Here is a 26,428-nt window from a genome sequence, read left to right on the forward strand (position 1 = left end):
ATTTATGCGAACCTTCCAGGAAGATGGAGGCGAATCGCACAACGACGTTCGACTTTGAAGCCGGACATCTGTACACCCCCCAGGAAGCGTCCAAACTCCTCCCGGACATCAAACCCAAGGTGAAGGAGCTGATCGAGAGGAAGAAGATGGTCGTCCAACTTCACACCGAGCTCGAGAGGTACAACCTTCTTGGCTTCAGGACGGCCGAGGTGGCGGAGAAGGCGGCCATCCTGGATGCGTTGGTGGAAGGGATGACCAAGAAGATCGAGGAGTTGGAAGACCTTGGAGTGCAGGTGAAGGACCTGGACTTTGGGCTGATAGATTTCCCTGCCGAGAGGTATGGAGAACATGTGATGCTCTGCTGGAAGTATGGGGAAGCTGATGTCTCCTACTGGCACAAGCCCGACGAAGGCTACAACGGGCGCAAGCCGTTGAAGATTCAGCTCATCCAACCCTAGCCGGCAAGGATTCGCCTGGCGTTCGTCGTAAGTAGCTTTTCTGCCACCCCGGGCTTCAGTCTCGGCCTGAGGTTCGCCTCGAAATCGTCCATCCATTCCTTCTGTCTCAGCATCGGGTAGTCTGTTCCGAACAAGAACCTGTCCTTGAGGATCCCGTTCAGGTAGGGCAAGACGCTCTGGGGGATGTATTTGGGTTTCCAGCCGGAAACGTCGATGGAAACATTGGGGTTGCGCAGGGCAGTGGCGATGGTCACGTCCGGCCAGGGCCACCCGAAGTGCGCCATGATGACCTTCAGGTCTGGGAAGTCCTGGCAGACTTCGTCGAAGAACTCCGGCTTGCTGTACTTGATGTCGCAGTCGCCAAGCCCGGTCGTGCCCGTGTGGAACAGAATCGGGACCCCCGCATCCTGGCAGAACTCGTAGAGTGGATACATCCTCCGCTGGTCGTTGGGATAGACTGAGTTGGCGCTGCTGTGGATTTTCAAGCCACGGAGGCCGAGGTTCTTGACAGCCCTTCTAAGCTCGCGCACCCCCTCCGCGCCCGCATTGGGGTCGACCCCGGCGAAGGCTACGAGCCTGTCCCCCGACTTGCGTGCGAGTTCAGCGAGCTGGTCATTCTTCATGGTGTAGTTCCTGAAGCTGGAATTGTTCGTTGCGTGTGTGTCCTGGCCGAGGATGACCGCTATGTGGACTCCCGCCTCGTCCATCTCCTCCAGGAGCTGGTCTGTAGAGCTGGGAAGCTTTGACACGTCCACTTTGAAGAACCGACAGGCCTTCATGATGGGCCCGTTCTTCTTCATGAAACTCCTCGTCCATGGATGGACATGAAAATCGATGGGCACGGGCCTCGCGGCCGGAGGTGCAATCATTAAGTTTTTGTGATGGCTCGTTTGGGTTGGACACATGAAAGCATCCAAGGATTTGAAGGAAGGCGACCACGCCCCAGATTTCGAACTGCCGTCGTCCTCCGGGAACCCGGTCAGGCTCAGCTCACTTAGGGGCAAGAACGTCGTTCTCTACTTCTATCCCGAAGACGATACGTCCGGGTGTACGAGGGAGGCATGCTCGTTCCGGGACAACCTCCCCAAGTTCAAAGGCGTGGACGCTGTAATACTGGGCGTAAGCAAGGACTCGTTGGAGTCCCACAAGAAGTTCATCGACAAGTACTCTCTGAACTTCACGCTCCTGAGCGACGAAGGGCTGAAGGCGCACAAGCTCTACCACACTTGGAAGGAAAAGAACAACTACGGGAGGACCTACTGGGGAACCGAGCGGTCGACCTTCGTCATCGACAAGGGCGGGAAGATACGCAGAATATTCAGAAAGGTGAAGGTCGACGGGCACGACGCCGAAGTGCTCGAGACCCTGAGTTCTTAGGAACGGAACCTCTTGGGCTCGTTCTTCGCGGGAATCAAGGCAGGGACCCTCGCAGGGACGGTCTATCTCGGTGGGTTTGCTCTCTTCAATGTGCTTCTACTGTTTGCCCTGAAGGCAGACGCCTTGGCCATCATCTCCCAGAACTTCTCCCAGAGCTGCCTCCCCGCGACGCCCGGGACCAGCGTCGAGGACTGTTTCGACTCAGTCGTCGCAGTCTACATTCCGTTGATAGCCGTCATCGGGTTCTTCGTCGCCCTCCTGTACGCTGGTCTCTTCGGCCGCTTCTACGAGCGCATTCCGGGGAGGACACAGCTGTTCAAGGGAGAGGTGATCGCGGTGGTAGTCGGTCTCAGCCTGCTCTTCATTGGCCTCACAGGTTTCGCCTTCGACTACATAGCGAGGGTAAGCCTTGGGGTCTTCTTCTTCGTCTGGACTGTCCTCTATGGGTACTTCCTAGCCAGGCTTTACAGGAAGTACACCAGGTTAGTGAGGTTCGAGAGCCAGGACCCGACTTCGATTCGCGTCCTGGTCGGCAGGAAGGACTACACCGGGAAGGCGGTGACCCTTGCTCACACCTCGACCCATCAGATCAGGGCCGAGGTGGCAGACGACGCATCGTTCAAGGAATGGACGGTGAGCGGGGGAATCACGGTGGACGACGCGAGGTCCTTCGAAACTGCCATGGAAATCGGTGGGGACGGACTTCTCAAGGTCCAGGGTGGCAAGAAGTATTAGTCGAATGACGAACAGTCATCCGGTTTTGGTCTAACATAAATACGCAATAGGTGTTCGGGGTGTCAGATGTTGCTGCTGGCACTTCAGGACGAGACCTACTGTCTCAAGACTCAGGTACACCCGGCGGCCTGCGGTGGAACGAACCACCACTGTTACCGATGTGGGATGCACCTAGGCGAATGCGATTGTCCGAAGCTGGGAACCGCACTCGACTATTGAGGAACTTGGGCGAAGGTTTCGATTAGGCGCCTGAAACCCCTCTTCGTGTAGAAGTGGACCCCGATTTCATTTCGCGACGGCAGTTCGGCCACTATGATCTCAGCCCCCATCTTGACGAGTTGCGACGTCCCCTGCTCCAGTATCTCATGTCCTATTTGCTTGCGCCGATGTTCGGGGAGTACGTACATGTCAGTGATGTGGCCTTCCTTGCTCGGTTCGTAGAAGAGCCTCTCCCGCAGTTCGGCCCGAAGGAACCCGATGAGCTTGTCCCCCTTGGTCACCGACAGGAGCAGGGTCTTCTCCGACCCGATGCTCTCTGAAACGTACTTGACCGCCCGGTGCTTCGCGTCCTCCTTGACTGTGAAAAGCGGGTCGAACTCGCTGTTGAGCTTCTTGAGCCTCACGACCAGGTCTGCGATGACATCCACTTCTGCCTTCGTCGCCCGCCTGATGTTGATTGGCTCCATGGTGAAGGGTCCCCACTGAGTCGTTTTAGGCTTATTCTGGTGGCTCAGGAATAACGCCTGATTTCCTCAGCGCGTCCATGGTCTTTCGGGAGTGGCTGATCATGTCCATGGCCGTCTGAAGGAGCTCGTCACGGGTCGCCTTCTTTCGCGCGACGCCCTCTCTAACGGCGAGGTCACCCACTGTGGCCGCGACCTGCGGATAGACCTCCCATTCCACCATGGTCGGGATGATGTGGTCCTTGGTGAGCCCCTTGTCCTTGGCGTGCCTGGCCAGCTCCTTGGCGGCCCCGATGACCATGGTGTCTGTGATGGTCTTTGCGCGGACGTCCAGGGCACCACGGAATATCGCGGGGAAGAGCAGACTGTTGTTCACCTGGTTGGGGTAATCGGACCTCCCGGTGGCCACGATCTCGGCTCCGGCAGCGATCGCGTCGGGGGGCAGCATCTCGGGGACCGGGTTGGCCAGAAGGAAAACGATGGAACGCTTGTTCATCTGGGCGATTTCATCCTTCTTGATCATGTTGGGGCCAACGCCTGCTGCGGCGATGAGGACGTCAGCGCCCTTCAGGGCGTCCTTGAGCACCCCCTTCCTCCTGTCTCCGTTGGTCTTGATCGCCAGCTCGTACTTCCACTTGTTCTTGAGCATAAGCTGGTCGATGTCCTCCCTTTCTGGGTGGAGGATTCCCTTCCTGTCGACCACCAGCATTTCTTTGGGGTTCGCGCCTGCCTTGAAGAGAAGCCTCGCAGTGGCCACGTTCGCCGCCCCGGACCCGAAGAGGACGATGTGAGCGTCCTCGATGGTTCTCTCGGTGAGTTCCAGGGCACTGTAGAGTCCGGCGAGAGAGACCCCGGCCGTCCCCTGCTGGTCGTCATGCCACACGGGGATGTTCATCTCGGCCCTGAGCCGGTCGAGGACCTCGAAACACTTCGGGGACTCGATGTCCTCGAGGTTAACGCCTCCGAGGGAGGGCTCGAGGGCCTTCACGAATGAGATCAGATGCTCCTCGTCCCTCGTCCTTACGGGAAGGGGTATCGCGTTCACCCCGCCGAGGTAGTTGTAGATCAACGCCTTGCCCTCCATGACTGGGAGGGAACCCTCGGGGCCGATGTTTCCGAGGCCGAGCACCCGGCTTCCGTCCGAGACCACCGCGACGGTGTTCCAGCGGCCCGTATACTCGAAGGAAAGTTCAGGGTCCGCCTCGATCAGGCGCGAAACCGCAGCGACCCCCGGCGTGTACCAGATGGAGAAGTCCTCCAGAGACCTCACCGGGACCTTCGGGGCAGTCCCCACCTTGCCCCCGTAGAACTTGGAGTAGGCGATCGCCTTCTTGGAGACCTCGTCCTTGGGTGCCGCTTGGGGCATCGAACTCGGCCGTTTGGACTCGGCTATTAGAGGTTCCCCCGCGCACTGTGTCGAGGGTGCCTGCGTCTGGTTCGGAAGAGCGATGAATTTTCGCTTGTCGTCGAGCTCTGGAGGTGCAGTGGACAAAGTAAGCTCGCAGTGTCGCGACCTGGTTGCCTCTTTAAGGACGGAAGGCGATTCTCAGAGTTGGAAATCGAACCTATCTGGTTTAGGGGCGGGGCGCGTGGCTTGCAGGGTCCTTGTCGAAGGACTTTTTGCATCCCGGGGAGCAGAAGTATACCATAGTGCCTTGGTATTCGGAATGGAACGGAGTCCTACCGGGGTCGACGGTCATCCCGCAGATGGGGTCGATTGCCACTGGCCCATGAAGCGGAAGGGAGTGATTTAACTTCGACTGAATTCAGCTGGTCCTAGGAAAGAGCTTGGCCAAGGACCCTGTCTGTGGGATGTATGTTGAAGAGAAGCAAGACGCACTGAAAGCGGTTCGGAGTGGGTCCACGTACTACTTCTGTAGCGATGTCTGCCTTCAGACATTCGTTGCTCCGGCGAGAGAGCTCAGGAGGATTAGAAGCCTTGCACTTCTGAGCTTTGCCCTGGGGATACCCGTCCTCCTGTTTACTTGGTTCGTCGCCACGCCCGGTTGGCTACCTAGGGACCTGCTGCTCTTCGTCCTCGCGACCCCGGTCCAGTTCATCGCCGGCTGGGTGTTCTACAGGGGAGCGTGGCACGCGATAAGGGCAAGAGTCGCGAACATGGACACTTTGGTTGCCCTAGGCACTAGCGCAGCATGGTTTTACAGCACCGTCGTGGTCTTCGTGCCCGGAGTTCTCCCGGAGGGGGTCTACTTTGACGCGTCCTCCCTGATAATCGGATTCATCCTGCTTGGGAAGGTTCTGGAGCATTCTGCCCGGGGGCGGGCTTCGGATGCCGTGAGGAAGCTGCTCGACCTTAGCCCGAAGTATGCAGTCGTCATCAGAGATGGCATCGAAGTCGAGGTACCAGTTGAAGAGGTTCAGGTCGGTGACCTCATCAGAGTAAAGCCAGGCGATAAGATTCCGACGGACGGTGTCGTTGCCGAGGGAAGCGGGGCAGTGGACGAGAAGATGCTGACGGGCGAGAGCATACCTGTAGGGAAGCAGGTCGGGGACGAGGTCTACGGGGCGACCATCAACAAGTCCGGGCTGCTCAAAGTCAGGGCCACTAAGGTGGGAAGCGACACGGCTCTGGCCCAGATAGTGAAGCTGGTCGACGAAGCCCACGCTGGACAGGTCCCGGTCCAGAGGCTGGTGGACAGGATAGCGTCCTATTTTGTGCCGACTGTGGTCCTTGTGGCGGTCGGTGCATTCGTCGCCTGGGACTTCTTGCTCGGCAGGGGGGTACTATACGGGTTCACTGCGTTCATAGCAGTCCTCATCGTCGCCTGTCCGTGCGCCCTTGGCCTCGCCACTCCCGCCGCCATCGTGGTCGGGACTGCCAAGGGGGCCGCGAACGGCATACTCCTGAAGGGGGGAGAGCAGCTCGAGCGGGCTAGCAAAGTGGATCAGGTCGTTTTCGACAAGACCGGGACCATAACCCGGGGCGACCCCTCAGTCACCGACCTCGTCATCTTCGGAGAGGAGACAGAACAGGAGCTCCTGGGGCTGGCGGCGTCGGCTGAGGAGGGGTCGGAGCATCCGCTGGGAAAGGCTATCCTCAGGCGGGCGAGGCACAGTGGCGGGAGTATCTCCCCATCAAATGACTTTCAGGCGGAGGCAGGCTCAGGGGTCACGGTCAGAATTCATGGGAAAGAGGTGCTTGTGGGCAATAGGAGACTCTTTGCTAGCCGAGGAATCGTGCTCGGAGAGGCAGACGCCGCGATTTCGTCACTTGAGGCACAGGGGAAGACCGCAATAATCGTGGGTCTTGAAGGCAGAGTGGTTGGAGTGATAGCAGTCTCAGACACTGTGAAGCCAGGTGCCAAGGAGGCTGTAGGTTCACTCATGAAGTTGGGGGTCAGGGTCGCCATGCTCACAGGGGATAACACCCGAACGGCGAGGGCAATTGCGGACGAAGTAGGCATAAGGGAGGTTTACGCGGAGGTGTTCCCCGCTCGGAAATCAGAAATCATCAAGAAGCTCAAAGAAGAGGGGCGGGTGGTTGCGATGGTGGGGGATGGAATCAACGACGCCCCCGCCCTGGCCGAGGCTGACGTGGGCATGGCCATAGGGAGCGGTACCGACGTTGCAATCGAAACGGCTGGAATTGTGTTGATGAAAGACGACCTGAAGGATGTAGTCGGCGCGATAAGGTTGAGCAAGGCGACCATGGCCAAGATCAAGCAGAACCTTTTCTGGGCATTTGCCTACAACACTGTCCTGATTCCCGTCGCAGCACTAGGCATCCTCAATCCCATATTGGCGGGGGTCGCGATGGCGTTGAGCTCCGTGAGCGTCGTTGCCAATTCGCTCTCGATTAGAAGGGTCAAATTGACACCCTGAGGGACCCGGACATCTTCCGAAGGGAACTCAAGATTCGTCAGGGGGAAGGAGCAAGTCAAGTCGCGTTAAGACGTTTCTCAGGGGTGAGAATCGTCTCCCGCATTAAATACACCTCCTTCGTTTCCTAAAGGGTTAGGTAAGAACAGAATGAACACGAATACCCTAGTGGGGGCTTCGATGGTAATCCTTCTTGCCTTGGGGGTGGGCATTGGATGGGGCTTCAGGACGACGGTGTCACCCAACTTGGTATCGACGAACACGGAGACTACGAGCACCACGACCGCAGGGGTGACTCCCTATTCGTTGGCTATTCCCGAGACAATGGGGAACCTTTGGAACTCGACTGTTGGAATGCAACCGAAATACTTCGTGGAGGGAAGTAATGGTTTCCAATCCTCCGCGAACATCACACTGCCGGCAAACAGGCTGATCCAGCTGACCATAGTCTCCTATGACACGCCTACTGCGAATTCGACGGCGAGTGAAGCCCTAGTCAGCGGAACTGTCGGCGGAGTCGTCTATCTGATTAACGGGACCCTGGCGAGTGCTACCACCCCGAGCATGGATAGTTCGATGGGTTGGGGACAGAACGTTACATCTGTTCCAGTGGGCTCGTTGGCCCATACCTTTACTATTCAGCAACTCGGTATCAACATTCCTGTGGTTGGAGGGTCCACTGTGATAGCCTACCTTTACTTCGATAAACCAGGTGTGTACACATGGATCTGTCTGACACCCTGCGGTTATGGAAAGGATGGCCTGTCCGGCGCTATGAGCACGTCGGGATGGATGACTGGCACCCTGACGGTTAAATGACACGCACCGGAAGACAGCCGTGGCGCGATTGGTAGACGAGAGCAACCCGACCAGTGAAGGGAAGGATGGAGAGGCGAAAGAGACGGAGAAGACACGCAGGGATTTCCTCAGAATCGCGATCGCCTCTTCTTTGGTCTTGGTAGCAGGCGGTATAGCCGCTGTGACAAAGTCGCTGTGGAATCCCCTACAGCAGTCGGCGGCGACGACGGGCCCGACGTTTCCAGCTGTGAAGGTCGCCAACATCGGCGACCTGAAGGTGAACGCCCCTTTGTTCTTCAACTATCCGTTGGACGACGAGCCGAACCTGCTGGTGAAGATGGGGGTGCCCGGGCTTGGTGGAGTCGGACCTCAGGGTGACATCGTAGCCTTCAGCCAGGTCTGCCAGCACCTTGGATGCACATCCGTAGGTTTTGTGCCAGAAGGCGGTGCGCCGCAATGCAACCCTGCCTACAAGGCGCCCGGCCCTGTGGCGTATTGCTGCTGCCATGGGAGCGTCTTCGACTTTCAGAACGCTGCCAAGGTGATAGGAGGTCCTTCACCGAGGCCCCTGCCGGAGGTGGTCCTCCGGTACGACTCTTCGAATGGAGACATCTATGCCATCGGAATGAAGGCCCCCACGATCTTCGGCCACGACACAGGGTCCAACGACGTTTCCGCAGACCTGCAAGGCGGGTCGTTGGTGAGCTAGGTCAATGGCCTCCAAAGACGGCCTGTTGGCTCGGCTCACCCAGTGGATCGATTCCAGGCTTGGACTGTCGCATGAAATGCTGCGGCCGGTGCCTGCCTATGCCATCAATCCCTTCTACTGGCTGGGGGCTCTCGCGGTGGTCGCTTTCGCAATTCAGGCTGTGACAGGGATGCTCATGCTGCTGTACTACGTGCCGAGTCCTACGGCGGCTTACTCGTCGACGCAGTACATCTTCCAGAGCGTGAGCTACGGTCGGTTCCTCGAGACAGTCCACCTCTACACGGCCTACGCGATGATCATGCTCGCATTCATGCACATGATGAGGGGGTACTTCGTCTCCGTCCACAAGAAGCCGCGCGAGGCGATGTGGTTTGTCGGAATGATAATGGGTTTCGTGACCCTCGGTTTCGGGTTCACGGGCTACCTCCTCCCATGGACGGTGGTCTCGAAGTCGGCGACGGATGTCGGTCTGGGAATGATAGACGCACTCCCCCAGCCCGTTTCTTCCTTTCTGAGCTTCCTGGCGGTAGGCGCGGGAGGAGACGCCACCGAGCTGCTCAGGTTCTTCGACTTGCACATCGTGGTCCTCCCTGCGATCCTTCTGATTCTTCTCGTCGTCAAGATGTACATGCTCGAAGTGCACGGGATCTCCGAACCGGTCCTGGGGGCGCCGCCATCCGAGAAGAAGAGCAGGTTACTCCCAATCTTCCCGGATGTATCCCTGTACCTGCTCGAGCTGGCGGCCGCCTTTGGGGTTCTGATGCTTCTGATCTCGGTCGTATTCCCGATTGGACTTCCACCGCAGTACACCCCTCAGGCAGCTTCGCAGTACACCGCCCAGCCGGATTGGTACTTCCTGTGGGTCTACCAGATCCTGAAGCTCTCGATATTTGAGCAGGCCGGGCTCCCCGTCGCCCTCTCCATCGTCAGCCTGGTATTCATAGTCCTCTTCCTGCTGCCGATTGTCGACCGGGGGGAGCAGAGGAGGATATCTGGGAGACCACTTTTCGTCACACTTGGGGCAATTCTGGTCGCGGAGATCTCGGTGCTCACTGCATGGGGGCTGCTTACTCCTGGACAGGCCATCCCCGATGAGCAGGCGGTGCTCGTATTAGGCGGGATAGCGCTCGCGGTGGCGATTGTGACTCTAGTTTCTTACAGGCTGGTGCTTGGTGGGCTGGGCAAAGCACACGCACCGGATGGAGCAGCTTCCTCCCCCACCTTGCGCTCGGCTGCGGCCTGGACATCGGGGGCATTCGTGCTCCTGCTCGGGTTAGGGACCCTGGCGATAGCGGCGGTGTTCAACTCCCTCGTGGGTCTCGCACTCGACGGGGCCGACGCCGCTTCGATCGAGTCCCTCGGGTTTTCCCTAGGGGCCCTCGCTCTGACCGTAACTGGAACCATCGCCCTCATTTACAGGTTGGATCTTGGGATAGGAGCAGTCAAGAGGCACGTCAAGTTCCTCGAGAAGGGGTGGGGGGAGTAGGAGATGGCGTACAGTGGTTACCTGAAACTCTTCGTGATGCTTCTTCTCCTGACCCAGGCCTTCTCTGTAGTCTTTTTGTGGTCCTTGGACACGTTTACCCAGGCCAGTGAAGACCTCTTCGCGATCTTCGTTTCAATCGACCTGCTTGCTTTCGCCATGCTGTCCTACATTTACAGGAAGCAAAGGACTGAGGAAGGGGTGGGTGGATGGGTGATAATGGCCGGTTGCACCGCAATCTTGATTCTCATGCTCGGAATAGTGTTCGCCTAGGACCTGGTTGGATGCAGAGCTCGTTTCGTCTTGTGGTGCTAGTCCCCAGCCGACCCAGTGGAGAGGGAGCTATTCTGAAGAGTGGCCTACGATGAATCGGACGAGAACCTTCGCACTGCTGTTGGCGCTGGCCGTTGGAGCGTTCGGGGTGGTGGTACTGTGGTACCTCGAAGGGGTCCAGTCAGGGAATGGGTCTCTCATTGGTACCATGGGTCAAATGATGCGGGGACAGTTCGGAGGCGGGACGATGGCGCCCATGCCGGGGTACGTTTGGGGCGGCCTGCTGGTTCTCGTCGTGTTAATCGCAGTCTCGGTAGGGGGACTGGCGTACTACCTGGCGGTGCCCGAGATCCGGACGGTGGCCACTCGATCAACTGACGGGACCGAAGGTCCGTCCGCGGCGAGGGCACCAGAGGACTGGGCAGTCGTGATCCGGACGTCAAAGCCTGAGGAAAGAAAGGTGCTTGAGGTCCTGGCGGCGCACAAAGGTAGCTATCTTCAGAAGTTCATCGTAAAGGAATCGGGCCTAAGTCGGCTGGAGACCCATCGGATAATCTCCAGGTTGGTCGAAAGAGGTGTCGTGACAGCAACCCCGAGCGGGAATACCAACGCGATCTCCCTGGCTCCGTGGATTGCGCGACTTCCTGCGGCCCAAACCACATAGTTGATTTTTCCCGAGAATTAGGACATATTTCTGAAAGAATCCCAAACAAATGCACCGAAACGTGGAGTGAAACCGTTTCAGTGTTTCGTTTCAGCGAACCACCATAACCCTAGGCCGCCTATGCTGGGCCGAGGTCGACAAGAAAATGAACAAAACCGAAAAAATCCTGTTGGGACTGGCTGCAGCGGCTGCGCTCTTCCTCTCTCTAGGCGTTGCCTACAGTGCGACGGCAGCACACCAATACCGTCAGACTGGAACCGTCGGAGGAATGATAGGAGGAGGATCCAACGGTGGAATGATGGGGAGGTCCTACCCGGGCGGGACGACCGGAGTACCCTCCATGGGAGGGATGATGGGCGCAGCATCCTATGCGAACGGAATGATGGCAGGGTTCGGAAGCATGACCACTTGGATGACTCAGCACATGGTCGGTTTCTGGAACCAGACCTGGGGGGGTAGCCACGGAGGAGCTAGCGCATACGTCGTCATGGTTGGGCACTCCTTCTATCCGGCCAACATCAGCATAGCCACTGGCACCACGGTGACCTGGGTGAATATGGACTTCGTCCAACACACGGTGACTTCGGGGGCGGAGGGAGCTCAGACTGGCCTCTTCGACTCGCATGAGCTGAACCAAATGCAGAGCTTCAGCTACACGTTCAGCACACCCGGCACCTTCGCGTACTACTGCGGCATCCATCCCGGGATGATCGGTACAGTGTCAGTCACAGGCTGATTTACGAGACTCGCCTCAAGAGGGGCGAGTTCCACCTTTTTTCTTGACAAAGGACCTCGGGAGAACAGTTCGCTGGTAGACCTTGTGCGGCTGTTCTTGGCCGAACCGCGGGCGGAGGAAACCGTCCGTTGTCGCCTCAGGTGCCGTCTTGAACTGGGTTCGAACTCGTTTTCGAAACTGAGAATCGTGTCTTCAGTTTAAGGGGCAAAGCATGGCTCGAAGGGTTGTTGCAAAGGGTTCCCGACGCCAAGTCATACCCGAGGGGTTTCGATCATTGAGTAACGCCGCCAAGGGCTTCGTTCTCGTTTCTGTCCTTGGGGTCATAGGATCGTTCTACCACGCTTGGTCGGAGGGGGCCTTCACCACCAATTACAACACGGTCAGCTTCACTCCCTACGCTTCATTCTTCGGAGTTCCGTACTGGGCATTTGGTGTGGTCTGGTTCCCTCTCGTCTTGGTTATCGCCCTTTGGAGGACGGGGATGGGCAGAAGTCGCATCGGGATGGAGTTCCTGCTGATTCTGACCGTGGGGAATGTCTTCACCGGCTACCTCTGGTACCTGGACCTGGAGGTAGTCAGAGCGTTCACCCTGGTGTACGTGGCGCTTTATGCGGCGAACTACACCCTGACTGGATTGGTGGTGCTCGAGAATCGAAAGCGCGACGTAATGCACGGATATGCCTACGGGACCGGGACCGGGGCAGTCGTCGGATTGCTCTTCGGACCCTACGGCGTGGCAGCTTGCGCAATCGGAGGAGGAATCTTCGGTGCCCTAAGGAACTTCGCAATCCCGATGAGGTCCGCAGAAAGCTCCAGGCAATCCCCTGTCGCCTAGTCGCCCTAGTCGGCCGAACAGTGACCGATTCAGGCCGAAGGCCCCATGCTAGCTTTTATCTTGGGTGGAGGACGGCCTGAGGGAAGGCGTTGTCGCAGCGATGGTAGACAAGAAGTTCGACCAATATGTCAAGGACAACACGGGCAGGTTTGCCGACCAGATAATCAGGCTCGCTTCTCAGCCCAGTGTATCGGCCCGGAAGGAAGGCATCGAGGAATGCGCCGTGATGGTCGAGAAGATGCTGAAGGAGATAGGCGCCACCACCAAGGTCCTCAGGTTGGAGGGAACAGCCCCGCTCGTCTACGGGGAGATCAGATCGAACCGCTCCAGCAAGACCATGCTGTTCTACAATCACTACGACGTCCAGCCGGAGGAGCCTCTGGAGCTCTGGAAGTCGCCGCCGTTCAAGCCTGAGATCCGAGACGGCAGGATATACGGCCGGGGAGTCTCTGACGACAAAGGGGAGCTAGTGTCGAGGCTCAAGGTAGTCGAGTCATTCCTGAAGACCGGAGGGGAGCTCCCGTGTAGCGTGAAGTTCTGCTTCGAGGGAGAGGAGGAGACTGGGAGCGTGCACCTAGAAGAGTATGTCAACAGGAACAGCGACCTGTTCAAGGCGGACGCCGTGGTCTGGGAGTACGGGACCGTGGACCTGGAGGGGAGGCCGATGGTGAGCCTAGGTGTGAAAGGGATGATCTATCTGGAGTTCATCGTGCAATCCCTTTCGCAGGACGCCCACAGCAGCTACGCCGCGGCCCTGCCAAGTGCCCCCTGGAGACTGGTTAGGCTGTTGAACATTCTGAAGGACGAAAACGAAAGGATTCTGGTCCCCGGCTGGTACGACGGAGTGGAGACCATATCGGACGAGGAGCTGACTGTCCTGAAGGAAATGCCCTTCGACACCGAGGCTTTCAGGAAGAACTACGGGGCTGAGAAGTTTCTTGGGAACATGACAGGCGACCAGGCGAAGAAGGCGCTCGTCCAAAGGCCGACGGGGAACATCGCCGGGATATGGGCAGGATACCAGGGGCCGGGTTCGAAGACCGTCCTCCCGAAGGAGATCCACGCGAAAATGGACTTCCGCCTCGTCCCCGACCAGGACCCCGCCGAACTCTTGAAGAAGCTCAGGAAGTACCTAGACGACAACGGGTTCTCCGACGTGAAGTACGAACTCGAGAGCATGGAACCCGCAGCGAGGACATCGTTCAGGGACCCGTTTGCCCAGGCTGCGATCACGGCCGCGGAGAAGGTTTACGGGAAGAAGCCAGTGGTCGAGCTCTCTTCCCCGGGGACAGGACCCCTGTACATTTTCACCCGGAGATACAAGATGCCGTCGGTTGACATAGGGGTGTCCGCCATGGATGGAGGGATCCACGCGCCCAACGAGAACCTGAGGCTCGACCTACTTCAGAAAGGGATCAACTGGGTGGCTGAGACGATGGAGCTATTCGCCGCTTCCTGACCTACCACTTGCTAAGGTTGCCTTCGAGAAGCCCGGGCCCCACGTGAGAGTGGTCGATGTGTTTTGAGAGTTCCTCCTTGTCCTTCACCAGCTCCCCGCAGTATGGACAGGCGAGCTGGCCTGGCAATGCGAGCTCCGGGAGAGCAATGCTCTGTTGGAGGCCGCCAGAGACCATCGCCTTTTGCGTCACCAGTCCCACGAGCACCTCATTCCGAGTGACGCCAAGCCTCCGTACTCCCAGCTTTGACATCTTTGCTATCGCCTCCCCGACCTTTGCCTCCTCGTCTATAGTCTTGATCGGAGAGCTCATGATCGCACTCATTGTGACAGACGATGGGTCGCGACCCAATGCCACGACCTTGTAGAGGATGTCGCGCTCCGTGACCATCCCGACGGGAGTGTCCCCCCTCATGACGACAGCCTCGGTGGCCCCTGACTTCTGCATAACTCTGGAGGCGTCGGTGACGGATGCGTCGACCCTCACTTGAACGAAATCGGTGCTCATGTAGACTGAAACTCGCTCATCCAGGGATTCCCGAAGGCCCATGACTCCTGTGGAGGGATTTCCTCTACTTAAGAAATCCGAGGGCCCAACTCTTAAACCGAAGTCCCCTGGGCGGCGGTACCATGAAAGTTGCGGTCGTGGGCGCGGGATTGATGGGGTCTGTGATTGGATGGGACCTGGCTAGGTCCGAAGGCGTGGACAGCGTTGTGGTCGCCGATGTGAACAGAGAGAGGCTGGATGCGCTGAAGAAACGCGCTCCAGGGAGGAAGCTCGCCGTCGAAGTGCTGGACATACATGATATGGCTAAGACTGTGGACTTCCTGAAGGGATTCGATGTGGCTGCGTCGGCCCTCCCCCATGGAGTGGTCCATGCGTCGGACACTGCTGCCGTCGCAGCGGGGACCAAGATGGTCAACATCGCGTTCGAGGACGAGCAGATGGAGCTAGATGCGGCGGCGAGGAGGAGCGGGGCCCTGCTCATACCCGGGTGCGGCGTCGCGCCGGGGCTTGGGGGGATTCTCTTGGCCAGCGCACTGGAGAAGCTGGGCGGAGGAGACGAGGGCCACATCCTCGTAGGTGGGCTTCCTCGGAATCCGCAGCCGCCTTTCGGCTACAAGCTCGTCTTTTCGGTCGTGGGTCTCCTCCGGGAGTACATTGAGGACGCTAGGGTGTTCAGGAACGGCAAGCTGGTCAAGGTGAGGCCGTTCTCGACGGTCGAGACGGTGGAGTTCCCGGCCCCCATTGGCACCCTCGAGGCGTTCTGCACAGACGGGTTGGCGAGCCTTGTGTACTCCATGAAGGGGATGAGGGTGCTCGATGAGAAGACCCTGAGGTGGCCGGGGCACGCCGAGAAGATGAACCTGCTCATGGAATCCGGATTCTTCTCGAGGGAGAAGGTGAAGATTGGCCGAGCGGAAGTCTCCCCGCTGGAGATGTCCTGGGAAGTGCTCGCCAAGAAGCTGGGCGAGGGCGACCCCCACGACCTGACGGTGATGAGAGTGGTGGCGAAGTCTGGGAAGAAGGAGTTCGTCTATGACATGCTGGACCGCTACGACGACGAGTACGGAGTGACGTCCATGGGGAAGAGCACGGGGTACACCGCGTCCATAGTTACCCAGATGGTGGGTTCGGGAGAGATCTCGGGCAGGGGCACCATACCCCCGGAGAATGCTGTCGTCGGGAAAAGGGTCGAGAAACTGATCTCCGAGCTCGGACGGCGGGGCGTCAAGATTTCTTCAGAGTCAGCCTAGGACGGTTATCTTCTGACTCGCTCGGAAGAGTCGGTGAGCTGAAGGCTGATGTGCTTGGTCTGCAGGAACTCGGCCAGTCCCTCCATCCCCGTCTCCCTTCCCAGCCCGCTCTGCTTGTAGCCCCCGAAGGGTACCTCGGGACCTGGGTTGAGGTGACGGTTCACCCAAATTGTCCCCGTCCTGATCCCCTGAGAGACCTTCATTATCCTCGGGAGGCTACGAGACCATAAGTCCCCTGCGAGACCGAACTTCGAGTCGTTGGAGATCTCTATGGCTTCTTCTTCGTCGTGGAACGGGAGTACGCAGAGGACGGGCCCGAAGATCTCCTCCTGGAAGATCCTCATCTTCCGCTCGACCCCCTCGAAGATCGTGGGCTGGACGAAGAACCCCTTCGAGTAGTCACCGTCGACGAGTCTGTTCCCGCCCCCCGACAGGCGCGCTCCCTCCTCTTGTCCTGACTTCACGTAGCCCAGCACCCGGTCGAGCTGTTGCTCGGAAATGATGGGTCCCATCTCGGTCTTCGCGTCGAGCCCGTTCCCGACACGGATTGAGGCGGCAGCCTGTCTGTACTTGCGCATGAACGAATCGTAGATCGTGTCCTGGACCAGAAGTCTGGAGCCGGCGTTGCAGGACTGGCCCGCGCTCCTAAAGATAGACCACACAGCGCCGGGGAGCGCCGATTCAAGGTTCGCGTCGTCGAAGATGATGTCCGTCGACTTGCCCCCGCACTCGAGGTTCACCTTCTTCAGGTTGGAGGAGGCCATTTCCATGATCTTCCTCCCGGTCTCTGTGGAGCCGGTGAAAGATACCTTGTCGACCTTGGGGCTCCTGACCAGTTCGGATCCGACCGGGTCACCAGGCCCTGTGACCGCGTTGACGACCCCAGGCGGGACCCCCTCGAGGGTGCTGAGGAGCCGGACGAACTCCATCGAAATGCCGGGGGTGTTCCCCGAAGGCTTGATGACGACGGTGCAACCGGCGGCGAGGGCAGGACCCAGCTTCCATGAGAGGAGCGAGATCGGAGAGTTCCAAGGCACGATCAGGGCGCAGACGCCGATGGGCTCCTGGACCACGATGCTGACGTCGGTGCCGCTGTAGCGAGGGACCTTGCCCACGATGTGCCGAGCTGCGGTGGAATAGTACTCTAGCACGTTCGCTGCGTTGGCCAGCTCCCCCTTCGCGTCGGCCAGGGGCTTCCCGTTTTCGAGAGTGAGTAGAAGCGACAGGCTGTCGAGCTCCTTTCTGATCAGCTCAGACATCTCGCGCAGGACCTTGGACCTCTCAGTGGGCCTCTTGGAGGTCCAGACTCCGGAGTCGAAGGCTCTTCGTGCCTCTTCGACTGCCTGACCGACGTCGTCGGGGGTGGACCTCGAGGCCCTGGCGACAGTGTCTCCGGTGGCAGGGTTCTTGCTCTCAATCGTCCCCCCAATGGATTCGACCCACTTTCCCCCAATGAAGTTCGAGTAGGTCTTTGCTTCGTACTTCGTTTGCAAACTTGCGAAATCGACTCTCGAGTTGATATAAGAATGCTATGCGCCGAGGACTCTCGAACCGGATATCGTGAAGCCCGACCGGTAGACGGCGCCTCTCTGGACTTCGACTCGCCCCACATCAAGGGTTGTATCGAGGGTCCCCTCCCCGAGCCAGACATCCGAAATCCGTGAATTGGACTTCGAGATCTCGACCGGCTCTTTGACGTGACCCTGGCTCCCGTCGGTCTGAGGGAAGACCCGCATTCCGAAGGTTGCCCCGAAGCTGGGCAGGTCGGAAGCGGACCCCTCTTTCCCCACCGTCACCCTGACGGCCAGGGTCGTCAGACCTCCTTTGACGCAGAAACCGGAGAAAGCTGTGCCAGGACCGAGAGGCTTCAGTCCCGGGTTCAGGGGATGGAGCCTCGTGAGGGCAATCATGTCGGCCAGGCGTTTCTGGTAGCCGTTGACCAGGCCCCTGAGGAGGGACCATTCGGTGGTGACCCACATTACAGGGAAGAAGACTCCCTGCTTGCCTTTGTAGGCACACTTGACTCCAATCGCGGCCTCCTGATAGAGCGTCCTTTCGGGAGCTGACGCGACCATGCCGACACCCGAGTCGCTCACTGAGATGATTTCGCAGACATAGGCCATGCACTGGCCGTCCCCGACCGCGAAAGGAGCGGGCACGAGGCGAGCCAGGCTTCCGGGTTCTCCCTTGAAGTAGACGGTAATGTAGTCAGCTCCGTAGTGCCAGGGACCCTTCTCTATGGCGGAGGTGTCGCCAGGCTGAAGCGGGTGGTCGAGCAATGGTCTCGCCGACCCTGCCAAAGGTAGAAAAAGCCTTGCTGGGCTCAGGAGCGTAGGATGAAGCTCTGTTCCTTCAGCCTAAGAGGAGAGCCAGGAAACGCAACTCGCCCAGGACTGCTCCAGGGTGGACGAGTCTTCGAGGTCAACGGGGCCTTGACAGTTTGGGACGCCATCCGATCTGCGGGAGAGGTAAGTCCTATTGGGAGTGGACATGATATCGAAGAGGTATTGCTGAGTGCGCCGCTCCCTAGACCCGGGAAGATCATCACGACCATAGTGAACACCGAAGGTATGCTGGGAGGCCGGGACGTCAGGCTCGGCAGGCCGAGGCTCGACATGAAAGCGCCGAGCACCGTGATAGGGCCGGGGGAAGCCATACTTGCGCCGAAGTCGGGAGTCAGGCCGGAGGTAGAGCTCGCCGCTGTCGTCGGGGCGAGAATCGCCAAAGCCACCTCGCTACAGGCCGGAAAGGCAATCATGGGTTTCACTGTGCTGAACGACGTCACTGCTCCGAGCGACTCCCGGGAGGACGCGTACGAAGCCTACAGAAGGGATCAGAGGACAGGGAGGATAGAGAAGAAGACACTAAGGGGCCCGCTCTTCCGCTCAAAGAACCATGACACATTCTGTCCCATCGGACCCTGGATTGTGACGGCCGACGAACTCAAGGACACGAGGAGGCTGAGGATGACGACAAAGTTCGACGACATGCTGGTTCAGGATGGGAGCACGGCAGAGTACATTTTCACCCCCGCGGACATAGCGTCCTACGTTTCTGGCTTCCTTACCCTCGAGCCAGGAGACGTCATTTCGTGCGGCAGTGTGGGTTGGACCCCGGAGGCGCTGGGAGGATTGGACCCCACGGAATTCCTGCTCCCCCAAAGAGAAGGGACCTTGAGGCTGGAGGTCGAGGGAATCGGCGAACTCGTGAACCCAGTGCGCATCGAGAGCTAGGCGTGTACCTTGAGTCCGCACAAAGCTAAAGTAGAGTAGGACGAGAAGTCGGCTCCAGCGTGAGATACTGGGGAGCGGCCTAGATGGGAGCCCGGACCGGAAGCCAGTTCCTGTCAAGGCTGGATGATACGCCTCGTGAATTGTGGTACGGAGAAGAGAGGATCACAGGAAGCGTCTCGAAGCACAGGGCGTTCAGCAGCATAGCGAAGTCGATAGCCGAGCTCTACGACATGCAGAGCAAGGAGGGCCTCGAGGAGACGATGACCTACCCTTCTCCATCAACGGGAGAGAGGTTTGGCGCGAGCTTCCTACAGCCGAAAACAAGGGAGGACCTGGCGAAGAGGACGAAGATGATGAAGACCTGGGCCGATTATTCAGGAGGGGTGCTTGGGCGGACGCCCGACTATCTGAACAGCTCAGTAATGGCCATGGCAGCGGCTGCGGAATTCTTCGGAAGAGAGGGACACGATTTTGCAGGGAACGTCACGAAGTACTATGAATACATCAGAGAAAATGACCTGCTTCTTACTCACACACTGATCAATCCCCAGACGAACAGGGGGGTGGGCCCGTCGAAACAGGCGGACCCTTTCACCGCTGCCAGGGTTCTCGAGAAGAACTCCGAAGGGGTGATCGTAAGGGGGGCGAGGATGCTTGCGACCCTTCCGATTGCAGACGAGATAATGGTCTTCCCGTCGACGGTGGTTCGCTCTGGTCAGGACGACATGCCCTACTCTATTGCGTTCGCACTGCCTGTGAGCGCAAAGGGCCTGAAGTTCATTTGCCGCGAGTCCTTCGCGGCCACCTCGACCTACGACCATCCGCTGGCCTCCCGATTCGACGAACAGGACGCGGTGGTCGTATTCGAGGATGTGCTCGTCCCCTGGGAGAGGGTCTTCATCCTTGAGGACCCAGAGAGGGCGAACAGGGTGAGCGAGGCGACGGACGCGATTGTGTTCATGGCGCATCAGGCGACCGTCAGGGAGATAGCGAAGGCGGAATTCATCGCAGGGCTCGCTACGATAGTGGCTGAGACCATCGGGGCAGACCAGTTCCCCCACGTTCAGGAGAAGATCACGGACATCCTTCTAACAGTGGAATCGATGAAGGCTTTCCTGGCCTCGAGCGAGGTGAATGCGAAGCAGAACCGCTGGGGTCTGCTAACTCCGGACTACGTGCCCATCAACTCGGCAAGGAACCTTTGGCCCAGGGTGGCGCCCAACCTCGCCGTCGTGATAAAACAGATTGGCGCGAGCGGGCTGATGGCGATACCGCCGGAGGAAGTACTGCGGGGCGGCGCACGGCCGGATGTCGACAGGTACTATCAGGCCAAGCTGGCTGGCGCCCAAGATAGAATACGGCTGTTCAAGCTCGCCTGGGACGCGGTCGGGAGCTCGTTTGGAGGGCGGCAGGAGCTGTACGAGAGGTTCTTCTTTGGCGACCCCGTGAGGATGGCGAGCGCATATTACAACTGGTACAACAAGGAACCCTACAAGGAACGGGTCAGAGGCTTCCTGAAGAGGGAACAATAGGAGTAGAAACTTCGTGGAAGCAGGCTTCAATATCGTCAAGGCAGGGCATATCGAATTCCTCGTAACAGACCTGAAAGAGGCAACCCGCTTCTACGTCGACACCCTTGGTTTCGTCGTCACCGAGAGGGACGCGTCCCACGCTTACCTCCGAGGCCTCGAGGACAGGCAGCATCACTGCCTATTGCTCACGAAGTCCCCTTCCCCTGGCGTCGGACATCTAGCATTCAAGGTCGCCGAAGATGGAGAGCTAGAAGCGCTGGAGCGGGCCTACGCGAGGAAGGGAGCGTTCACTAAGTGGGTGAAGGAGGGCGAGGAAAGGGGGCAGGGAAGGGCGCTTGTGGTCGAGGACCAATTCGGATTCCCGGTGGAGTTCTATTCGAGGATGAAGCATGAAGAATGGATGCTGCAGAAGTACGACAGGTACAGGGGAGCGAAGGTGATGCGGCTGGACCACTTCAACATCATGCTCCCCAGCGCGGCCTCCGCCTTCGATTGGTATGTGAAATCCTTGGGCTTCGGTTGCACGGAGATCACGGAGACCGAGGGTCCGAAACCTTCGATGTGGGCGGCCTGGCTGAGGCGGAAGCACACATGCCACGACCTCGCCCTCACCACGGGGAAGGGGCCTAGGGTCCACCATGCGGGCTTCACCGTGGCTGACAGGATGTCGATCATGGACTGCGCCGACCTCCTTGCGTCGACGGGATACCTTGAGAGCATGGAGCGGGGACCCGGAAGGCACGGAGTCTCGAACGCCTTCTTCCTGTACCTCAGAGACCCAGACGGGAACAGGCTCGAGCTTTACACTGGGGATTACCTCAGCGCGGACCCTGATTGGAAGCCGATCAGGTGGAAGCTAAACGACCCACAGAGGCAGACGTTCTGGGGAGCGAAGACGCCGGAGAGCTGGTTCAATGAAGCGATGCTCGTGAAGTCACCGAAGACCGGGAAGCTCTTGCAGGTCTCCAGTCCCAAGATCCAGGACCGGCCGGACTACCTTCTCTCGGCGCACTAGGAGCTACCAGATGATGTCCGAGGGCGGAGCCGGGTGCTCGGGCGTCTCTGTCGTGGTGTATTGCTGGACATAGTAGACAAGGGGCTTCTTTCCGTTCAGGGCCTTGGCGGAGACCACCTCACCTACTATCAGCGAATGGTCGCCCCCCTGGTAGACCTTCCAGGCCTTGCACTCGATCACTGCCCGGGCTCCGTCGATGATGGGCGACCGCGTGACCCCTTGGATGAATTTCAGTCCGTCAAACCTGTCGCGTGCCTCGGTCCTGCCTGCGAACTTGTCCGAAACAGACCTCTGGTCGTCGGCGAGGAAATTCACTGCGAAGGCCTTGGCCGCGATGAACAGGTCGTGGAGTTGGGAACTCTTCGCGATGGAAACGAGGACGAGAGGGGGTTCGAGCGAAACGCTCGTGAAGGAGCTCACGGTGATCCCCTTGGGGCCGTCAGTGTCCTGCGCGGTGACGACCGTGACGCCCTGTGGGAAGACACGCATCGCCTGCTTCATACCCGCCTGGAGGTCAGGTTCCAGTTCTGTTCACCCGCTCAGCTCCCACGTTTAGGAACCGAATCTAGGCTCGTTTATAGTATTGCAGCGACTACGAGCAGTCGGTCTTCCAAGAGGGTCGGCTGTCCCCTGTCTTTGTCCCCGTCACCCTTCGCCTCGAGTTTAGGTTCCCCTAGCTCGGAGGTGAATTCCTAGGCCTGAACTTCCTGTAGATTCTCCAGATGAGAACGATGAAATCTCCAAGGAATTTGTTGTCCCTCCTCAGGTTTCTTGAGAAAACGGCCTCTTCTGACGTGAACTCGTGCTTGAGTTCGTGGATGTCCGTCTTCTTGGAGAAGTAGAGGTAGATCGGAATACCCAGCAGAACGAATAGCGACCCAACGACCTTGTCGAAGAGTGACGTAGAGTACAACAGGTAAGCGCTGACCCCCACCCCAAGCCATGGAAGCACTGTTTGACCGTGAAGACCGTGTTCCCCAGGTTTCTTCAGAACGAGGAGAGAAAGACAAACGAGCAGATAGCACACTCCGAGATTGAAGACCGCGAACGAGATGAGCGCGGAAATGCCGGAGAAGGGCATAAGGACCATTGCGACCACAGCCTCGAGGATTACGGCGACGTAGGGCGTCTTGAAACGAGGATGAACCTTCTGGAGCCCTTTGGGTAGCAACCCTTCGGCCGACATGGCGTATATCAGACGGGCGGTGCCCAGGACTTCGGTCTCGTCCGTGCCTGAGACCGACGCGAGGGCGCCCACGCTGGTGATTATGGCCCCCGCCGTGCCCAGGAGCGTTGTGCTGACCAACACCAGTGGTATTGGGCTTGTCGCAAGCTCGGCCCAGTTGATTACCCCGGAGACTGCGAAGTTGGTCATCACATAGAAGAATATCACGATGGCCATGCCGGTGATCAGCGCCTTTGGAATATTCTTCTTTGGGTTTACGACTTCACTGGCAGGAAGGCTCCCCAGTTCGAACCCTGCGTACGCCCAGAAGATCAATACCAGTACGGTGCTGAAGTTATTCAAACCGAGGGGCGCGAGGGGGGAATAATTCCCAAGCAAGCCGGGCTTGACTACCATCAAGCCCACGCCCAGGAGGATGATGAGGAGGAGGGGGGTTAGCTTCGCAATCGTCAGGACATCATTAAGTCGACCAGCGGCTTTGACCCCGAAGATGTTGATCGCGGTGATCGCTAGTATGAAGACGACTCTCACAATCAGTTGTGCTCCGAAGTTCAATGGGACGAAGTACTGGAGGTAGTTCGTGAACACTATCGCGAAGACGGGTAGCGCGATTATCTCAGCAATGGTCATGCTCCATCCTGCTATGAACCCGTAGAAGTCGTCGAATGCTTCTGAGACGTAGGCGAACGACCCACCGACGTTTGGAACGTAGTATGCACAGTATCCGAAAACCAGAACCAGCACCATCGAAATTGCCCCGCCGATTATCCAGACAACCAGGGAGAAGGGGCCTATCAGGCCCGCGACGAGACCCGGGACGATGTAGATGTCGCTCCCGACGATGGCACCGATTACGATGTTCATCAGGTCAAAGTAGGACAGCTCTCGCTTTAGTTCCAACGACGAGTGCCATGGGGCGATTCCTCCCACTATTTTGGTTTGGGGGAGACTAGACCGAGACGATAAGGAGGTAGGTTCCGGCAGCTATGATGGCCGCCACAGGTATTGTAATGATCCACGCCCAGACGATTCTCCGCGCGACGCCCCACTTGACAGTCGACGCCCCCATGGTCGCGCCCGAGCCCATCACACTTCCGCTCACGACGTGAGTGGTGCTCACCGGGATTCCAAAGAAGGAGGAGCCGATTATCGTCGCTGCAGACGCCGTTTCGATGGAGAAGCCGTGGACCGGGTCGAGTTTGGTCATCCTAAACCCAAGGGTCCTTACAATCCTCCAGCCTCCGAAGAGCGTTCCCAGGGCTATGGATGATGCGGCCAAGACTGCCACCCAGAGGGGGACTGCGAAGGAGGGAATCCAGTTAACCGAGACAAGAAGAGCTGTGACCACACCCATCGTCTTCTGTGCGTCGTTGGTGCCGTGGCTAAGGCTGACCAGAGCGGAAGAAACGAGTTGGAACCGCCTGAAGTACCGGTTGACTACGTGAAGTGGGATGGTGAAGAAGGACCTGATCAAGACAATCATTAGCACGAAGGCCGCGGCGAAACCGATGATCGGGGACAAGACCATGAAAGTGAGCGTCTTATCGAGCCCGGCCCAGGCGAGGGACCCTATCCCGGCTCTTGTTATGGCCGCGCCAACCAACCCACCAATGAGGGCGTGGGACGAACTGGAAGGAAGGCCCAGATACCAGGTGATTAGGTCCCAGGTGATTCCACCCACAAGGGCGGCCAGGATCAGATCAGGAGTAACGACGGACGGATTGATTATTCCTTTCCCCACCGTGGTGGCTACTGCGACGCCGAACAGACCAAAAGCTACGAAGTTGAAGAAGGCTGCCATCGACACAGCGGCGAAGGGCGGGAGCACCTTGGTCGAAATGACCGTGGAGACAGAATTTGCGGCGTCATGGAAGCCGTTGACGAAGTCGAAGCTGTATGCCACGACGATTATGCCCAGTATGTAGACTGCCTGAAGGTCCATTAGGCCCACCCTAGGTGTGCTTGATTAGGACGTCTCTGAGGACGAAGCTTACGTCTTCGCATCGGTCTGTCACAGTCTCCAGGTGCTCGTAGATCTCCTTGAGCTTCAGGATGACTATCACGTCCTGGCTTTTGAAAAGGGTCGCAACGGACTCGTTGAGAAGGACGTCCGCCTCGTTTTCAAGCCTGTCAACTTCGATCAGCCTCTTGTCGATTTCCTTCTTGTCCAGCTTTCTCATGGACAGGAAGGCCTGATGCATTTGTTCGACCGAAGCCCGGACTATGCCGGCGAACCTGATCATTGACTCCGTCGGGCCCGTGATCTCGAAGAGAACGATTCTGTTCATCACCGAGTACATGTAGTCGAGGACGTCATCGTAGAGGGAAGCGAGCTTCGTGAGGTCGTCCTGGTCGATGGGAGTGATGAAGCTCCGGTTTACCCTTTCGTAGACGTCATGGACGATGTTGTCCCCAGCGTGCTCGATTCCTTTGAATTCATTCCTGCGCTCGTCCATGTTGTCAAAGGAGGTGATCGCGGCTTCGAGCTTTGTCGCCCCCAGGAGGACGTTTGCAGATTCCTCTTCAAGAACGTCGAAGAAGGCCTTGTCCTGAGGTATGATCCATTCCTTGAGGCCCATCTGAACCCGGCCCGCCTGGAAGGACGTAATATCTTTTCCATCCACACGGACTAGGATCGCGAAGAGCGGGTGCCATGAACCGACAGCGTCGGCAGGTGAGTTGACTTTGATTCGATAGACGGTGGTGCCGCCTGGTTACGATGGGCTCTCGGATTCGCCTTCCCCCGCGATGTCTGCAAGACGTCTTGAAAGGGCCCTCAGCTTCGCCAGGTGAGGCCGGAGATCGGAGCTTCTAGACTTGCTGAGGTCTTCGGCGTATGATACGAAACCGCTCATCTCGTTCATCATGTCGTCGACCGTTTGAGGTCTCCTGAACCTTGGGCCGAAGGATGTTTCGAGGCCCTCGCTGGCCTTTGCCGTCAGCTGGTACCTTCCGTCGTCCTTCGCCTTGACGAGCCCGTCCTCATCGAGTTGTTTGAGGAGCGGGTATATTGAGCCCGGGGAGGGACGCCACCACCCTCGGGTCATGGATTCGATTCCGTCCATTATTTCCACTCCGTTCTTCGGAGAGGTGCGAAGGATCGTGAGAACCATCATTCTGAGCCCTCGTTTCCTGTGGGGTCCGAATCGGAAGGGCCACATATCGATCCGAACCTCGTCGTCGGATATAAGAGACTATCGCTTTTCCGATTATCGGTTTTCCGATATGCTTAAGAGGAGAACCTGAGGGAGGTCACCAAGAGGCGAAAACAAAGTGAATCCATACAACAATGAGATGCTCCACAGGCGGAGGGCCGTTGTCTGGGTAATAGGGGGCCTGATTGTACTTGTCGCCGCAATTATTGCGGTCGCTGGGCTGGCGAGGCTCTACTGGTATCCTAGCGTGATGGCCTACAACGGAGCCTATGGCGGCTGGTTCTTCTTCCCGTTCTTCTTCCCATTCGGGTTCCTGTTCTTCTTCTTCGTCATCTTCGCCCTTGGCAGGCTGTTCTTCTGGCCATGGGGCTGGGGTGGGAGGAGAGGCTACTGGTATCAATACAGCGGGGCTGAAGAGATCCTTCGGGAAAGATATGCGAAGGGGGAGATAACCAAGGAGCAGCTCGACCAGATGATGCGAGACCTGTGGCAGCACCGGTAA

Annotated in this window: 29 protein-coding genes; 17 read left to right on the top strand and 12 right to left on the bottom strand. The window is 58.3% G+C overall.

Translation table 11 applies throughout. The features are described from left to right. Positions 1 to 23: 23 nt before the first annotated feature. Positions 24 to 458: a DUF2203 domain-containing protein gene (locus OK438_06095; GenBank protein MDA4125001.1), complete on the top strand. Its 435-nt coding sequence runs from the start codon at positions 24 to 26 to the stop codon at positions 456 to 458. Here the strand turns inward: OK438_06095 and OK438_06100 are convergent. Continuing rightward, complete coding sequence (locus OK438_06100; protein ID MDA4125002.1) at positions 455 to 1,300, bottom strand: amidohydrolase family protein; 846 nt, start codon at positions 1,298 to 1,300, stop codon at positions 455 to 457. The two genes, OK438_06095 and OK438_06100, sit on opposite strands and share 4 nt — an antisense overlap. 61 nt (positions 1,301 to 1,361) lie before the next feature. On the opposite strand from OK438_06100, the gene bcp reads away from it, so the two are divergent. Beyond that, positions 1,362 to 1,835 carry a thioredoxin-dependent thiol peroxidase gene (gene bcp / locus OK438_06105; protein MDA4125003.1) on the top strand — a complete coding sequence of 158 codons (474 nt, stop codon included), beginning with the start codon at positions 1,362 to 1,364 and terminating at the stop codon, positions 1,833 to 1,835. 12 nt (positions 1,836 to 1,847) lie between these two features. After that, entirely contained in the window at positions 1,848 to 2,570 is a 723-nt protein-coding gene (locus OK438_06110) for a hypothetical protein (GenBank protein MDA4125004.1), read from the top strand. A gap of 212 nt (positions 2,571 to 2,782) precedes the next feature. Here OK438_06110 and OK438_06115 read toward each other — a convergent pair whose 3' ends face one another. The 3 genes from OK438_06115 to OK438_06125 form a co-directional block, all read right to left on the bottom strand. Further along, positions 2,783 to 3,256, bottom strand: coding sequence for a GNAT family N-acetyltransferase (locus OK438_06115; protein ID MDA4125005.1), 474 nt, complete (start codon positions 3,254 to 3,256; stop codon positions 2,783 to 2,785). A 31-nt stretch (positions 3,257 to 3,287) separates the two neighbouring features. Further along, on the bottom strand, positions 3,288 to 4,619 hold the full coding sequence (locus tag OK438_06120; GenBank protein ID MDA4125006.1) for an NADP-dependent malic enzyme: 1,332 nt from the start codon (positions 4,617 to 4,619) through the stop codon (positions 3,288 to 3,290). Between the two features lie 208 nt (positions 4,620 to 4,827). Further along, complete coding sequence (locus OK438_06125; protein ID MDA4125007.1) at positions 4,828 to 4,977, bottom strand: YHS domain-containing protein; 150 nt, start codon at positions 4,975 to 4,977, stop codon at positions 4,828 to 4,830. A 64-nt stretch (positions 4,978 to 5,041) separates the two neighbouring features. Between OK438_06125 and OK438_06130 the strand changes: the two genes are divergently transcribed. The 9 genes from OK438_06130 (at position 5,042) to OK438_06170 (ending at position 14,050) form a co-directional block, all read left to right on the top strand. After that, positions 5,042 to 7,096: a heavy metal translocating P-type ATPase gene (locus OK438_06130; protein ID MDA4125008.1), complete on the top strand. Its 2,055-nt coding sequence runs from the start codon at positions 5,042 to 5,044 to the stop codon at positions 7,094 to 7,096. A 147-nt stretch (positions 7,097 to 7,243) separates the two neighbouring features. Further along, positions 7,244 to 7,912: a hypothetical protein gene (locus OK438_06135; GenBank protein MDA4125009.1), complete on the top strand. Its 669-nt coding sequence runs from the start codon at positions 7,244 to 7,246 to the stop codon at positions 7,910 to 7,912. Positions 7,913 to 7,940: 28 nt separating this feature from the next. Continuing rightward, the gene (locus tag OK438_06140; protein ID MDA4125010.1) at positions 7,941 to 8,600 is read left to right on the top strand and encodes an arsenate reductase (azurin) small subunit; all 660 of its coding nucleotides are present in this window, start codon (positions 7,941 to 7,943) and stop codon (positions 8,598 to 8,600) included. Positions 8,601 to 8,604: 4 nt separating this feature from the next. Continuing rightward, on the top strand, positions 8,605 to 10,086 hold the full coding sequence (locus OK438_06145; protein ID MDA4125011.1) for a cytochrome bc complex cytochrome b subunit: 1,482 nt from the start codon (positions 8,605 to 8,607) through the stop codon (positions 10,084 to 10,086). A 3-nt stretch (positions 10,087 to 10,089) separates the two neighbouring features. Continuing rightward, positions 10,090 to 10,356 carry a hypothetical protein gene (locus OK438_06150; protein ID MDA4125012.1) on the top strand — a complete coding sequence of 89 codons (267 nt, stop codon included), beginning with the start codon at positions 10,090 to 10,092 and terminating at the stop codon, positions 10,354 to 10,356. A gap of 91 nt (positions 10,357 to 10,447) precedes the next feature. Further along, entirely contained in the window at positions 10,448 to 11,020 is a 573-nt protein-coding gene (locus OK438_06155; GenBank protein ID MDA4125013.1) for a hypothetical protein, read from the top strand. 145 nt (positions 11,021 to 11,165) lie between these two features. Continuing rightward, a complete protein-coding gene (locus tag OK438_06160) occupies positions 11,166 to 11,756 on the top strand; it encodes a plastocyanin/azurin family copper-binding protein (protein MDA4125014.1) in 591 nt (196 codons plus the stop codon). 274 nt (positions 11,757 to 12,030) lie between these two features. Beyond that, entirely contained in the window at positions 12,031 to 12,591 is a 561-nt protein-coding gene (locus tag OK438_06165) for a hypothetical protein (GenBank protein MDA4125015.1), read from the top strand. A 100-nt stretch (positions 12,592 to 12,691) separates the two neighbouring features. Then, positions 12,692 to 14,050 (top strand): M20/M25/M40 family metallo-hydrolase, encoded by a 1,359-nt coding sequence (locus tag OK438_06170; GenBank protein MDA4125016.1) that lies wholly within the window; start codon positions 12,692 to 12,694, stop codon positions 14,048 to 14,050. A gap of 1 nt (position 14,051) precedes the next feature. Here OK438_06170 and OK438_06175 read toward each other — a convergent pair whose 3' ends face one another. After that, positions 14,052 to 14,597 (bottom strand): CBS domain-containing protein, encoded by a 546-nt coding sequence (locus OK438_06175; protein ID MDA4125017.1) that lies wholly within the window; start codon positions 14,595 to 14,597, stop codon positions 14,052 to 14,054. Positions 14,598 to 14,677: 80 nt separating this feature from the next. Here OK438_06175 and OK438_06180 point away from each other — a divergent pair, with 80 nt between their 5' ends. Further along, complete coding sequence (locus tag OK438_06180; protein MDA4125018.1) at positions 14,678 to 15,805, top strand: saccharopine dehydrogenase NADP-binding domain-containing protein; 1,128 nt, start codon at positions 14,678 to 14,680, stop codon at positions 15,803 to 15,805. Positions 15,806 to 15,810: 5 nt separating this feature from the next. Here OK438_06180 and OK438_06185 read toward each other — a convergent pair whose 3' ends face one another. Continuing rightward, a complete protein-coding gene (locus OK438_06185) occupies positions 15,811 to 17,298 on the bottom strand; it encodes an aldehyde dehydrogenase family protein (protein ID MDA4125019.1) in 1,488 nt (495 codons plus the stop codon). Positions 17,299 to 17,334: 36 nt separating this feature from the next. Next, positions 17,335 to 18,084, bottom strand: a complete 750-nt coding sequence (locus OK438_06190; protein MDA4125020.1) for an acetoacetate decarboxylase family protein — start codon at positions 18,082 to 18,084, stop codon at positions 17,335 to 17,337. Positions 18,085 to 18,312: 228 nt separating this feature from the next. Here OK438_06190 and OK438_06195 point away from each other — a divergent pair, with 228 nt between their 5' ends. From OK438_06195 to hpaD, 3 genes are all read left to right on the top strand, one after another. Continuing rightward, positions 18,313 to 19,038, top strand: coding sequence for a fumarylacetoacetate hydrolase family protein (locus OK438_06195; protein ID MDA4125021.1), 726 nt, complete (start codon positions 18,313 to 18,315; stop codon positions 19,036 to 19,038). Between the two features lie 83 nt (positions 19,039 to 19,121). Continuing rightward, on the top strand, positions 19,122 to 20,570 hold the full coding sequence (gene hpaB / locus OK438_06200) for a 4-hydroxyphenylacetate 3-monooxygenase, oxygenase component (GenBank protein ID MDA4125022.1): 1,449 nt from the start codon (positions 19,122 to 19,124) through the stop codon (positions 20,568 to 20,570). A 13-nt stretch (positions 20,571 to 20,583) separates the two neighbouring features. Continuing rightward, entirely contained in the window at positions 20,584 to 21,585 is a 1,002-nt protein-coding gene (hpaD, locus tag OK438_06205) for a 3,4-dihydroxyphenylacetate 2,3-dioxygenase (protein ID MDA4125023.1), read from the top strand. Positions 21,586 to 21,588: 3 nt separating this feature from the next. Here hpaD and OK438_06210 read toward each other — a convergent pair whose 3' ends face one another. The 5 genes from OK438_06210 to OK438_06230 form a co-directional block, all read right to left on the bottom strand. Beyond that, positions 21,589 to 22,086 (bottom strand): flavin reductase family protein, encoded by a 498-nt coding sequence (locus tag OK438_06210; protein MDA4125024.1) that lies wholly within the window; start codon positions 22,084 to 22,086, stop codon positions 21,589 to 21,591. A 172-nt stretch (positions 22,087 to 22,258) separates the two neighbouring features. Next, positions 22,259 to 23,671 carry an APC family permease gene (locus tag OK438_06215; GenBank protein MDA4125025.1) on the bottom strand — a complete coding sequence of 471 codons (1,413 nt, stop codon included), beginning with the start codon at positions 23,669 to 23,671 and terminating at the stop codon, positions 22,259 to 22,261. A gap of 49 nt (positions 23,672 to 23,720) precedes the next feature. Continuing rightward, entirely contained in the window at positions 23,721 to 24,713 is a 993-nt protein-coding gene (locus OK438_06220) for an inorganic phosphate transporter (protein ID MDA4125026.1), read from the bottom strand. A 10-nt stretch (positions 24,714 to 24,723) separates the two neighbouring features. Further along, positions 24,724 to 25,350, bottom strand: coding sequence for a DUF47 family protein (locus OK438_06225; protein ID MDA4125027.1), 627 nt, complete (start codon positions 25,348 to 25,350; stop codon positions 24,724 to 24,726). Positions 25,351 to 25,485: 135 nt separating this feature from the next. After that, positions 25,486 to 25,932 carry a PadR family transcriptional regulator gene (locus OK438_06230; GenBank protein ID MDA4125028.1) on the bottom strand — a complete coding sequence of 149 codons (447 nt, stop codon included), beginning with the start codon at positions 25,930 to 25,932 and terminating at the stop codon, positions 25,486 to 25,488. Positions 25,933 to 26,044: 112 nt separating this feature from the next. Here OK438_06230 and OK438_06235 point away from each other — a divergent pair, with 112 nt between their 5' ends. Further along, positions 26,045 to 26,428, top strand: coding sequence for an SHOCT domain-containing protein (locus tag OK438_06235; protein MDA4125029.1), 384 nt, complete (start codon positions 26,045 to 26,047; stop codon positions 26,426 to 26,428).

The organism is Nitrososphaerota archaeon (assembly GCA_027887005.1).
Lineage (GTDB): Archaea > Thermoproteota > Nitrososphaeria > Nitrososphaerales > Gagatemarchaeaceae > UBA183.